Source organism: Aurantimonas sp. E1-2-R+4, assembly GCF_036549515.1.
GTDB lineage: Bacteria > Pseudomonadota > Alphaproteobacteria > Rhizobiales > Rhizobiaceae > Aurantimonas > Aurantimonas coralicida_A.
Genome location: NZ_JAZHLK010000006.1, coordinates 93381 through 105588 on the forward strand (window position 1 = coordinate 93381; position 12208 = coordinate 105588).

The 12208-nt window shown below is 63.2% G+C and carries 12 protein-coding genes; 2 read left to right on the forward strand and 10 right to left on the reverse strand.

Translation table 11 applies throughout. The annotated features are described in order from the left end of the window. Window positions 1-16 precede the first annotated feature (16 nt). The 8 genes from VQ045_RS04830 to VQ045_RS04865 form a co-directional block, all read right to left on the reverse strand. Window positions 17-886 (reverse strand): ABC transporter permease, encoded by an 870-nt coding sequence (locus VQ045_RS04830; RefSeq protein ID WP_331829351.1) that lies wholly within the window; start codon window positions 884-886, stop codon window positions 17-19. Window positions 887-960: 74 nt separating this feature from the next. Then, the gene (locus tag VQ045_RS04835; RefSeq protein ID WP_331829328.1) at window positions 961-1194 is read right to left on the reverse strand and encodes a hypothetical protein; all 234 of its coding nucleotides are present in this window, start codon (window positions 1192-1194) and stop codon (window positions 961-963) included. Window positions 1195-1226: 32 nt separating this feature from the next. Next, window positions 1227-2045 (reverse strand): ABC transporter ATP-binding protein, encoded by an 819-nt coding sequence (locus VQ045_RS04840; protein WP_331829329.1) that lies wholly within the window; start codon window positions 2043-2045, stop codon window positions 1227-1229. A 13-nt stretch (window positions 2046-2058) separates the two neighbouring features. Next, window positions 2059-3507 (reverse strand): dihydropyrimidinase, encoded by a 1449-nt coding sequence (gene hydA, locus VQ045_RS04845; RefSeq protein ID WP_331829330.1) that lies wholly within the window; start codon window positions 3505-3507, stop codon window positions 2059-2061. Further along, window positions 3504-3887 carry a type II toxin-antitoxin system PemK/MazF family toxin gene (locus tag VQ045_RS04850; protein WP_331829331.1) on the reverse strand — a complete coding sequence of 128 codons (384 nt, stop codon included), beginning with the start codon at window positions 3885-3887 and terminating at the stop codon, window positions 3504-3506. The genes hydA and VQ045_RS04850 overlap by 4 nt, the downstream gene beginning before the upstream one ends. After that, window positions 3884-4102 (reverse strand): antitoxin MazE-like protein, encoded by a 219-nt coding sequence (locus VQ045_RS04855; RefSeq protein ID WP_331829332.1) that lies wholly within the window; start codon window positions 4100-4102, stop codon window positions 3884-3886. The genes VQ045_RS04850 and VQ045_RS04855 overlap by 4 nt, the downstream gene beginning before the upstream one ends. Window positions 4103-4137: 35 nt before the next feature. After that, window positions 4138-5385, reverse strand: a complete 1248-nt coding sequence (locus tag VQ045_RS04860; protein WP_331829333.1) for a Zn-dependent hydrolase — start codon at window positions 5383-5385, stop codon at window positions 4138-4140. 41 nt (window positions 5386-5426) lie between these two features. Then, complete coding sequence (locus tag VQ045_RS04865; RefSeq protein ID WP_327647149.1) at window positions 5427-6755, reverse strand: aspartate aminotransferase family protein; 1329 nt, start codon at window positions 6753-6755, stop codon at window positions 5427-5429. 168 nt (window positions 6756-6923) lie between these two features. Here VQ045_RS04865 and VQ045_RS04870 point away from each other — a divergent pair, with 168 nt between their 5' ends. Beyond that, window positions 6924-7592: a TetR family transcriptional regulator C-terminal domain-containing protein gene (locus VQ045_RS04870; protein ID WP_442872899.1), complete on the forward strand. Its 669-nt coding sequence runs from the start codon at window positions 6924-6926 to the stop codon at window positions 7590-7592. Between the two features lie 77 nt (window positions 7593-7669). Next, the gene (locus VQ045_RS04875; RefSeq protein ID WP_327623934.1) at window positions 7670-7978 is read left to right on the forward strand and encodes an EthD family reductase; all 309 of its coding nucleotides are present in this window, start codon (window positions 7670-7672) and stop codon (window positions 7976-7978) included. Between the two features lie 43 nt (window positions 7979-8021). Here the strand turns inward: VQ045_RS04875 and VQ045_RS04880 are convergent, their stop codons facing one another. After that, window positions 8022-10460 (reverse strand): putative bifunctional diguanylate cyclase/phosphodiesterase, encoded by a 2439-nt coding sequence (locus VQ045_RS04880; RefSeq protein WP_331829334.1) that lies wholly within the window; start codon window positions 10458-10460, stop codon window positions 8022-8024. 395 nt (window positions 10461-10855) lie between these two features. After that, window positions 10856-12199 (reverse strand): NAD-dependent dihydropyrimidine dehydrogenase subunit PreA, encoded by a 1344-nt coding sequence (preA, locus tag VQ045_RS04885; protein WP_327622490.1) that lies wholly within the window; start codon window positions 12197-12199, stop codon window positions 10856-10858. Window positions 12200-12208 lie beyond the last annotated feature (9 nt).

Consider the following 12208-nt stretch of genomic DNA (forward strand, 5'->3'; position numbering starts at 1 on the left):
AGGAGCCGTGCCCCGCTCACGACTGCACCCCCATACGCTTGAGCGAAATGCGCTCGCCGAGTCCCACCAGCCACACCAGGACGCCCGCCATCACCGCGGCGGCGACCAGCGCCGACCAGATCTGGATGGTCTGGCCGTAATAGGAGCCGGCCAGGAGCCGCGCGCCGAGGCCGGCGACCGCCCCCGTCGGCAATTCGCCAACGATGGCGCCGACCAGAGCGGCGGCGACGGCAACCTTCATCGATGTGAACAGGAACGGCATCGACGCCGGCCAGCGGAGCTTCGCCAATATCTGCGGCCGGCTCGCCGAATAGGTGTGCATCAGGTCGAGCAGCATGGCGTCGGGCGAGCGGAGCCCCTTCACCATGCCGACCGCGACCGGGAAAAATGACAGATAGGTGGAGATGATCGCCTTCGGCAAAAGCCCCTGCACGCCGACCGCGTTGAGCACGACGATGATCATCGGCGCGATGGCGAGGATCGGGATCGTCTGCGAGGTGATGATCCACGGCATCAGGCTCTTGTCGAGCGTGCGCGAATGGAGGATGCCGACGGCCAGCGCCACGCCCAACGCCGTGCCGATGACGAAGCCGAGGAGGGTCGAGGACAGCGTCACCCAGGCATGAAACAGCAGCGAGCGCGGCGATGTCGGCTTGACGAGCACCGTCGACTTCCAGATTTCCGCGATGATCTGGTGCGGCGCCGGCAGGATCGGCCGCTCGGCGCTCCACGTCGCCGCGATCGTGTCGGCGATACCGTAGGCCTCGCCGGCACGAACCAGCTTGTCGGTCTCGGTCTGCCAGTTCATCCCGATCGCGGCGAGATACCAGATCGCCAGGATCGCCGCGACAACGGTGAGAATCGGCACGGTGCGGCCCTCGACCATGCGCCGGCCCAGCCCCCGCAGCGGGCCGGCATAGCCGATGCCGGCGCCCGGCTCGGCGATGGGCGGGGCGGCGATCACTCCTGAACCAACTGCCAAGTACGATTTGCACCGAGTACCAAAAATCCGTCATCGCGCAGACGTTGTCCCGCCCAGCGCATATCGTATTGCCACGTATAAAACAGATCTCCCGCGTCCTTCAGCTCCGATTCATGCCTATCCCAAATATGCTTCGCGACTTTCAATACTGTGGCAGATCCGCCTTCATCACGGACTGCATCCAGCACCCATTGCTGAAGCTCTTCACGCATCGATTATGTCCCTCTCATTGTCTTTGGCAGCCTTAATCATAGCCGTGCCCTGCCCTGAGGCCCTCGCGCACCCGGTGGGCGATTCCCAAAAACTCCGGCGTGTCGCGGATTTCCAGCGGCCGGTCCGGGCCGAGATTGCAGTCGATCACCTCGTGGATGCGGCCCGGCCGCGGGCTCATCACCACGATGCGGGTGGACAGGAACACCGCCTCCGGGATCGAATGGGTGACGAAGACCACGGTCTTTTTCGTCTTCCCCCAGAGCTTCAACAGCTCCTCGTTGAGGTGGTCGCGAACGATCTCGTCCAGCGCGCCGAAGGGCTCGTCCATCAACAAGAGATCCGGGTCGAAGGACAAGGCGCGCGCGATCGAGGCGCGCTGCTGCATGCCGCCCGACAATTGCCAGGGAAATTTTCCGCCGAAGCCGGAGAGCCCGACGAGTTCGAGATTGCTCTCGATCCGCCGCTTCCGCTCGGCCTTGTCGAAGCCCATGATCTCCAGCGGCAGCGCGATGTTCTTTTCGATGGTGCGCCAGGGATAGAGCGCCGCCGCCTGGAACACGTAGCCATAGGCGCGCGCTTGCCGGGCCTGATCCGGCGTCATGCCGTTGACCGAGATCGTGCCGCCGGTCGGCTGTTCCAGATCGGCGATGACGCGCAGAAGCGTGGTCTTGCCGCAGCCGGACGGGCCGATGAAGGAGACGAATTCGCCCTTGAAGATGTCGAGGTCGATCGACGACAGGGCATGGACGGGCGTGTCGGCCGTCTCGAAGACGAGATCGAGATTGCGGGCGGAGATCACCCCGCCCCGCCTCTGCTGTTCCGCGCTGTCATCCTTGATCGACTGATCCATTCTCGCGTTCAAATCAGACACCCGCCGGGATGCCCGACCGCTCCACCTTGCGCGGGGCGGTGAGTTCCTTCCAGGTCGACAGCGCGGTGTTGACCGGCGCGTTGGCGGGCCGCTCGACGAAGCGGCCGTCGCCGGAGTCGGCGCGCACGTCGCCCTCCTTGTAGGCGAGGCGGCCGCGCGAGAAACTCATCACCGGCAGGCCGGTCACCTCGATGCCCTCGAAGACGTTGTATTCGATCGCCGACTTCTGGGTCTTGGCCGAGATCGTCTTGGTCGCGGCCGGATCCCAGACGATGATGTCGGCATCGGCGCCGGGCAGGATCGCGCCTTTCTTCGGATAGATGTTGAGAATCTTGGCGATGTTGGTCGAGGTGACGGCGACGAACTCGTTCATGGTCAAGCGGCCGGTCCGAACGCCCTTGGTCCACAGCACCGGCAGCCGGTCCTCAAGGCCCCCGGTGCCGTTCGGGATCTTGGTGAAGTCGCCGACGCCCATGCGCTTCTGCTCGCTCGAAAAGGCGCAATGGTCGGTGGCAACGACCTGGAGAGAGCCGGCCGCTAACCCCGCCCAGAGCGAATCCTGGTGCAGCTTGTTGCGGAACGGCGGTGACATCACCCGGCGCGCGGCGTGATCCCAATCAGGGTTGAAATACTCACTCTCGTCGAGGGTCAAATGCTGGATCAGCGGCTCGCCATAAACCCGCATCCCCTTTTGCCGCGCCCGGCGAATCGCCTCATGGGCCTGCTCGCAGGAGGTGTGGACGACATAGAGCGGTACGCCGGCCTGGTCGGCGATCATGATCGCCCGGTTGACCGCCTCGCCCTCGACCTCGGGCGGGCGCGAATAGGCGTGGCCCTCCGGCCCGTTGTTGCCCTCGGCCATGAGTTTTTGCTGCAGGAAGGCGACGACGTCGCCGTTTTCGGCGTGGACCAGCGGCATCGCGCCGATCTCGGCGCAGCGCGAGAACGAGGCGAACATCTCGTCATCGTTCACCATCAGCGCGCCCTTGTAGGCCATGAAGTGCTTGAAGGTGTTGATGCCTTGGCTGACCACCTTGGGCATTTCATCGAAGACCTGTTCGCCCCACCAGGTGATCGCCATGTGGAAGGAATAGTCGGTGCGGGCCTTGCCGGCCTTCTGGTACCAGGCTTGCAGCGCGTCAATGAGCCCCTGCCCCGGTCCCGGCAGGCAGAAATCGACGGTCATCGTGGTGCCGCCGGCCAGCGCCGCTGCCGTGCCCGAGTCGAAATCGTCAGCCGAGAAGGTGCCCATGAAGGGCATCTCCATATGGGTGTGCGGATCGATGCCGCCCGGCATGACATAGGCACCGGAGGCGTCGATCACCTCGTCGCCGGAAAGGTCGGGCCCGACATCGACGATGATCTCGCCGTCGATCAGGACGTCGGCCTTCCAGGTGCGGTCGGCGGTGACGACGGTTCCGTTCTTGATAACGATGGTCATGGGTTCGTTCCTTGGCTGATCGACGGAATCGTAGACGGGCCGGCAAGAAGTGAGCTTGCAAGTTGCAGGAAGACGATCAAAGCGCGCTCGACCTGCATCATCTGGCTTGGTCCGAGAGCACCGATCGGCCCAAAGACCTTCTCTCGAGGATAGGTCTGGACCTTGTCGACCATCGCTTGCGAGCGCACGCGAAGCCCGTTCGAAGGATGTGGCTCGACGAGGAATCGAATGGAGATGTCACTGGAGAGGTCGCTCGTAAACGGGACGACGGTCACGCTGCCGAGATGTTCGGCAAGATAGTCAGCCTGCACGACGACAGCCGGCCGCGCCTTCCCGCAGTCTCCCTTCCCGGAAACGAGGACGACATCGCCGCGCTTCATGAAGGCAGATCGTCCCACAAGTCGGCGACCTCCTCGGAAAGGCAGTTAATCTCTCCAGAGCGACGATCGGCGGCATTGATGGCGTCGCAATCGCGCTTCAACTGCTCCTTGAACGCAGGACTGTCCCAGTCGGGCACCCAGACTTCCACAGGCACGAAGCCTCTCGCGCGAAGATCGGCGCGCTGCTCTTCGGTCAGTTCCTTCGGCCTTCCCATTGCGACCTCCTGAAGATGCCCGTCGAATCCGAATTCTACTCCACGATCCCGGCCGTCTCCACCACGGCGTGGAACAGCACGTTTGCCCCCGCCGTCGCCCATTCCTTCGAAATGTCCTCCGCCTCGTTGTGAGACAGCCCGTCGACACAGGGGCACATCACCATCGCCGTCGGCGCGACGCGGTTGATCCAGCAGGCGTCGTGGCCAGCGCCGGACACGATGTTCCTGTGCGAATAACCGAGGCGTTCAGCGGCGTCGCGGACCGCCTTGACGCAATCCGCGTCGAAGGTGACGGGGTCGAAATGCCCGACTTCGTCGACCGCGACCCCGATATCGAGTGCCTCGGCGATCGTGTCGATGCCGTCCTCGATGCGCTCGCGCATCGTGTCGAGCGTCTCCTTGGACGGTGAACGGATGTCGATGGTGAAAACCGCGCGGCCGGGAATGATGTTGCGCGAGTTCGGATAGATTTCGACATGGCCGATCGCGCCGACGGCGTTAGGCTGGTAATCCATCGCCACCTCGTGGACGAGCTCGGTGATCCGCGCCATGCCGAGCCCGGCATTGCGCCGCTTGGGCATCGGTGTCGAACCGGTGTGGCTCTCGCGGCCGGTCAGCGTTACCTGCAGCCAGTAGAGCCCCTGCCCGTGGGTGACGACGCCGATATCGATCCCCTCGTCCTCGAGGATCGGCCCCTGCTCGATATGCAGCTCGAAGAACGCCTTCATCCGGGGCGAGCCGACCGGCTCCTCGCCCTCCCAGCCGATCCGCTTCAGTTCGTCGCCAAAGCGCTTGCCGGCCGAATCCTCGCGGTCCTTCGCCCAGGCCTCGTCATGGACGCCGGCGAAGACGCCCGACGCCAGCATCGCCGGGGCGAAGCGGGTGCCCTCCTCGTTGGTCCAGTTGGTGACGACGATCGGGTGCTTCGTCTGGATGTTGAGGTCGTTGAGCGTGCGGACCAGTTCCAGCCCGCCGAGGACGCCGAGAACGCCATCATATTTGCCGCCGGTCGGCTGGGTGTCGAGATGGCTGCCGACATAAACCGGCAGCGCGTCCGGGTCGGCGCCCTCGCGCCGCGCGAACATGTTGCCCATGGTGTCGACGCCCATCGTCAGGCCGGCCGCCTCGCACCAGGACTGGAACAGGTGGCGGCCCTCTCCGTCGGCGTCGGTCAGCGTCTGGCGGTTGTTGCCGCCAGCGATGCCGGGGCCGATCTTTGCCATCTCAATGATCGAATCCCAGAGCCGGTCGCCGTTGATCTGGAGGTTGGAAGCAAGGCTCATGGAATCCCTCATGTCTGGTCGTCAGCAATGGGCGGCGGTCGTCAGTCGAGGCTCTTCAGAATGCCCCGCAAGGTCTCGACGATCTCGCCGATCTGATCCTCGGAGATCATCAGCGGCGGCGACAGCGCGATGATATCGCCAGTGGTGCGGATCAACAGCCCTGCCTCATAGGCCTTGAGGAAGGCCGAGAACGCCCGCTTCGTCGGCTCGCCGGCAACCGGATCGAGCTCGATCGCCGCGATCAGGCCAATGGTGCGGATGTCGATGACATGCCGCTCCCCCTTCAGCGAATGGATCGCGTCGGCCCAGACCGGCTCCAGCGCCTTCGCCCGCTCGAAAAGCCCGTCTTCCTTGTAGGTCTCGATTGTTGCCAGACCCGCCGCGGCGGCGATCGGATTACCCGAATAGGTATAGCCGTGGGCGAACTCGATCAGATGCTCGGCGCCGCTCATGAAGGCGTCGTAAATCGCGTCCTTGACGTAAACGGCGCCCATCGGGATGACGCCGTTGGTCAGGCCCTTGGCGGTCACCATGATGTCCGGCGTCACGCCGAAATAATCGGCGGCGAAGGCCGCGCCCATGCGGCCATAGCCAGTGATGACCTCGTCGAAGATCAGCAAGATGCCGTGCTGGTCGCAGATCTCGCGCAAGCGCTTGAGATAGCCTTTCGGCGGCGGCAGCACGCCGGTCGATCCGGCCACCGGCTCGACGATGACGGCGGCGATAGTCGAGGGATCGTGTAGCGTCGCGATCCGGACAAGATCCTCGGCGAGTTCGGCACCATTCTCGGCTTCACCGCGGGAATAGCCGTTGCGCTCGGGGTCGTGGGTATGGCGCATATGGTCGACGCCGGTCAAAAGCGTGCCGAACATCTTGCGGTTGCCAACGATGCCGCCGACGGAGATGCCGCCGAAATTGACGCCGTGATAGCCGCGCTCGCGCCCGATCAGGCGGAAGCGCGCGCCATCGCCCTTGGCGCGGTGGTAGGCGAGCGCGATCTTCAGCGCCGTTTCGACGGACTCGGAACCTGAATTGGTGAAGAACACATGGTCGAGGCCGGTGGGGGCGATGGCCGCCAGCTTCGAGGCCAGCTCGAAGGCCTTGGGATGGCCCATCTGGAAGGCCGGCGCATAATCGAGCTCGGCCGCCTGACGCTGGATCGCCTCGGTGATCTTCGGCCGGCAATGACCGGCATTGACGCACCACAGTCCCGCGGTGCCATCCAGCACCTGGCGTCCGTCGGACGTCGTATAGTGCATGTCCTTGGCGGCGACGAACAGACGCGGCGCCTGCTTGAACTGCCGGTTCGCCGTAAAGGGCATCCAGAAGGCTTCGAGATTGTTGGGGACGATCGTCGCGTGCTCGTTCATCGGCTTGCCCCTCGCCAAGCGACGATCCAAGTATGGAAAGGCGCCGGAAATCTTGACTAAATGGTCAAAATGAAGGCTAGAAGGTCACCCGGAACGGGTCAAGCGACTTCGCCGCGAAACCGATAAGCGGCACGGGACGGCGATCGAAAGAAGGAAGGACAACAGGTCTTGGACGCGACGGTCCCTCCACCGGATTCACGCGCCGGCGTCGAGGATGACAATCGGCAGCCCACCCGCATTCAGGCGATCAACCGCGAGGTCATCCTGGAAGCGGCCCTGGAGGTCTTCTCGGTCCACGGATTCCGCGGCTCGACGGTCGACCAAATCGCCTCCCGCGCCGCGATGTCCAAGCCCAACCTACTTTATTACTTTCGCCGCAAGCAGGACATCTACCACGCCGTACTCGAGCGCACGCTCCGCGACTGGCTGGTGCCGCTGGCCGCGATCGATGCCGGTGGCGATCCGGTCGAGGAACTGCGTCGGTACATTACCGAGAAGTTGCGGATGGTGGCCGAGCGGCCAGCCGCTTCGCGCCTCTTCGCCAACGAGATCCTGGCCGGCGCGCCGGTGATGGGCGGCTTCCTGGAGACCACGCTGAAAGAACTGGTCGACGAGAAGGCCGACATCATTCGCGAATGGGTGGGCCGGGGACAACTGGCGCCGGTCGACCCCCACCATCTCATCTTCATGATCTGGGCGACGACGCAGCATTACGCCGACTTCGATGTTCAGATTCGCGCCGTGATGGGCGACCTGGTCGACCGGCCCGGCTTCCGCGAAGAGGCCGCGCAGGCGGTCCTGACCCTGGTGCTCAACGGCCTGAAGCCGAGGTCGTGAGGCCGGTTGCCTAATAGCCGTCTTCCGCCCATGATCGCCCGCGCCGGTGGGCATCGGCACCCAGGGAGATCCGACTCGTGGCCAAGCTGATCGCGCTTTACAAGCATCCGAAGGACCCGGCGGCATTCGACGCCCACTACGCGGCGACCCACGCCCCCCTCGCCAAGACAATTCCGGGGCTGAGGCACTACGATGTCAGCGACGGCAAGCTCGCCGGCCCCGGCGGCGATAGCAGCTACCATCTCGTGGCGACGCTGACCTTCGATTCGATGGCCGATATCGAAGCGGGGCTCGCTTCCCCTGAGGGACAGGCGACGGCGGCCGATCTCGGCAATTTCGCCGACGGCGGCGTCGAACTGCTCATGTTCGACACCAAGGACCTTTGACGATTCAAAGACCGACGTATTCTGCCGCGGTGCGGCGGCGGCTTCAGGCCGCAGCCATGGACTTGTCGGCGGCGAGCGAAGGAAAATCACTTCTCCATTGATTGGCGACCTCCATCAGCATCTTGGCCAGGTCCGAAGACGGTCTTGGCTTGGAGAAGAGGTAGCCCTGCATTTCCCGGCAGCCTTCGCTGTATAGGATCTGCATCTGCTCCGGCGTTTCGATGCCCTCGGCGATGACACTCATGTTGAGCGCTCGCGACAGGCCGATGATCGAGCGTACGATGGCGATGTTTTCGGCGCGGCCCATATCACGGACGAAGGATTGATCGATTTTGATCTTGTCGAAGGGAAAGCGGCTCAGATAACCCAGCGAGGAATAACCGGTCCCGAAGTCATCCATGGAAATCGTCAGGCCTAGCCGACGGAACTCCTTGAGGATCGATAACACTCGGTCGCCTTCGTCCAGAAACAGCGATTCGGTCACCTCGATCTGCAGCCGTCGGGGCGCAAGGCCCGATGCTGCCAACGCGCCGCGAACGTCCTCGACGAGAGTGGGGCTCTTGAACTGCACCGCCGACAGATTGACCGAGATGGTGAGATCCTCGGGCCATTTGGAGGCTTCATGGCAGGCGGCTTCGAGCGCCCATTTGCCGAGCCGCTCGATCAGGCCGGTCTCCTCCGCGAGCGGGATGAAGACGGCGGGTGAAATCATGCCGCTTACGGGGTGCTGCCAACGCAGCAGGGCCTCGAAACCGCTGACGCGCCGCCGTTCGGTGTCGATGAACGGTTGGTAAAACAGTTCGAACTGGCCTTCGTCCAGAGCCTTCTGGAGATCGAGTTCCATCTCGCGACGGCGCTGCAGCTTCTCGCGCATGGCGGGTTTGAATCGGCGGTAAGCGCTCCCCGCCTCCTGCTTTGCCTGGTAAAGGGCAAGGTCGCAATTCTGTAGGACGATATCCGCGCCGAGGCTCGTCATTCGCTGACCGGCCGCAATATGAACAGTGCCGACACTGCCTCTCGCCTCGATCCGGCGACTTTCCACGTCGAACGGCGAGTCGAAACTCGCGACCAGAGCCCCAGCGAACGCATCCGCGTCGCCTGTTCCCCGCACCCCCGGCAATACGACCGCGAACTCGTTTCCGCCGAGCCGGGAGACGGTGGCCTTTGGCCCTGCGATTCGCACGAGCCTGTTGCCGCATTCCTTTAAAATCGCATCGCCAACCGGATGGCCGTGGGTATCGTTGATCGACTTGAAGCCTCGGATGTCCACCACGGCGACCAAGAGCCCGTCTCGGCCTTTGGCCAACCGCTGGTCGAGCACCTCGGCGAAGTTCTTGCGATTGGGCAGGTCGGTCAACCCGTCGTGCCCGGCGACATGTTCCAGGCGCCGGGAGATTCGCTGTTTCTCGGTGATATCCTCAAAGGTGATCAAAAGCCCTTTGGCAAGCATGCCGCGGCGCTTCACCTCCATGACGGCTCCGCCAACCTCGAGAAGGTCCGTTGCCATCTCGTTTTCGCGCAACGGCAGTGTCAAACTCGGATCGGTGAGAAAGGCCCGAGCCGGCGTTCCCGGTGCCACCTCGCCAAAATAGCGAGAGAACACCTCGTTGGAGAGGACCAACCGCTTTTGCCCATCGAGCATGCAAAGTGCCTGAGTCATATTGTTCAACGCCGCGCCCAACTGGCTTTCCTGCCGATTGAGACGCACGGCCATCATGTCGGCCTCGCTCAGCATCGTGGCCTCGATCTTGCGACAGCGCGCACCCATCTCCTCGAGCGCGAAGAGCACGTCGCGCACCTCCCGGGGACCTTTCGGAACACCAGGCTTGGCCGACGCACCGCTCGCGAGTTCCCGGGCGCGCAGCGCCATCTCGCGCAAGGTCCTCCCGATGGAGCGGGAGAGGAACATCGCAAAGCCGAACAAGGCGCCGAAAACCGCAACCAGAGCGACGCCGTTGCGCATTCTAGCGCTTTCGATTGCGTCGGAGGTCTGCCCTCGCAATTCCGCCAAGTCGGCTCGCGCGACCGTCACAGCGCCCTCCAATCCCAGCCACAAGGCAGCGAATTCCCGCCGCACGGCGCCGCGCGAGAGGTTTCCTTCGGAGGCCTCGATCCGGCTGAGCGGATAACGCAAGGCGCCTACGGCCCTGCGCAAATCCGGGGACACGTCGGCGGATAGAACCTGGCGAATCTCCGACATGATCGATGAAGCGGCAAGCATGATTTCGCCAGCGCTTTTGCCCTGAAGTCTGGCCTCGTCATTTTCGCTACTGTCGTCGGCCGCAGGCGAAAACCGCAATTGGATCACCGCGGTTTTTTCCTTGGCAATCTCCAGCCGACTCAGCGGGGCAGAGCCCCCGTCATAAAGTTTGCGGGCAAGCTCCAGCGAAACCAATTGCGAATCGTAGGAAAAAGCCGCGAACACAAGAGTCAGGGATGCGAAGATAAAGCTGCCGACTAGGAGTCGTAGATTGATCGACATCACCGCGATAATTCCGCCCGCTCCAACAAACCCGAACGGTCTTCCGAGAGGAAGCTTCCGAACAGCGGCGACTATGGAGCGCTCAAGTTACCGGGGGGTTACGCCACAGTCGGCGTAGTCAGCATATCCCGCTGTTTTTTCATTATCTTCACCTGCGGGTAGCGCTGGCGCCAGCATTTGCCGCGACATATTGCAATTTTCGAATTTTTTTGGGCGACTTGGATCACGATGAAAGCCGATCGATGCTATCCGATGTCATGAACCCATCGATTCCCGTCAGTTAGCGCACAATGCAGGTGGAAGACCGGTTTCACTTTCCTCATTTCGCGCGAGCGAGCGGCGGTCGATCCTGCGGCCTGATGCCGCAAGTCTGGTCGCACTCGGGGGAGCTCGGTCTACTCCGCGGCGTCGGGAAGATTGACCGGTTTCGGTGCGAACTGCATCGTTTCTTTCGCCATCGGATTGTTCGGGTGGTTCGTCCAGTTGCCGTATTCGTCCGGGATCGGCTTCTTCGTGCGCGGGTCGGTACCGGCGATCTGCTCCATGGTGATGCAGTTCTCGACCGGGCAGACATTGACGCACAGATTGCAGCCGACGCATTCGGCGTCGATCACCTCGAAATGCCGCTTGCCGTCCACCATCGCCGTGATCGCCTGATGCGACGTATCCTCGCAGGCGATGTGGCAGCGACCGCACTGGATGCACAAATCCTGGTCGATCCGCGCCTTGGTGACGTAGTTGAGATTGAGGTATTGCCAGTCGGTGACGTTGGGAACGGCCCGACCACGGAAATCCTCGATCGTGGCGTAACCGTTCTGATCCATCCAGTCGGACAGGCCCGACGCCATTTCCTTGACCACCTTGAAACCATAGGTCATCGCCGCCGTGCAGACTTGCACCGTGCCGCAACCGAGCGCGATGAATTCGGCCGCGTCGCGCCAGTTGGTGATGCCGCCGATGCCGGAAATCGGCAGGCCGCGCGTCTCGGCGTCGCGGGCGATTTCGGCCACCATGTTGAGCGCGATCGGCTTGACCGCCGGGCCGCAATAGCCGCCATGCGAGCCCTTGCCGTCGATTGTCGGCGTCGGAGCAAAATTATCCAGGTCGATCGAGGTGATCGAGGAGATCGTGTTGATCAACGAAACCGCGTCGGCGCCACCCTTCTTCGCGGCCCTGGCCGGAAAGCGGACGTCGGTGATGTTCGGCGTCAGCTTGACAATGACAGGCAGCGTCGAATGCTGTTTGCACCAGCGCGCCACCATCTCGATATATTCGGGCACCTGACCGACGGCCGCGCCCATGCCGCGCTCGCTCATCCCGTGCGGACAGCCGAAATTCAGCTCCACCCCGTCAGCGCCGGTCTCCTCGACCAGTTTCAGGATCTTCCGCCACGGCGCCTCTTCGCAGGGCACCATCAGCGAGACGATCATCGCCCGGTCCGGCCAGTTGCGTTTGACCCGGGCGATCTCCTCCAGATTGACGTCGAGCGCCCGATCAGTGATCAGCTCGATATTGTTGAGGCCGAGCAGCCGGCGGTCCGGCCCCCAGATAGCGCCATAGCGCGGACCGTTGACATTGACGATCGGCGGATCCTCGCCGAGCGTCTTCCACACGACGCCGCCCCAGCCCTGCTCGAAGGCGCGCTGGACGTTGTATTCCTTGTCCGTCGGCGGCGCCGAGGCGAGCCAGAACGGATTGGGCGAGGAAATGCCGAGGAAGGAGGTGCGAAGATCAGCCATGCTTTTGTT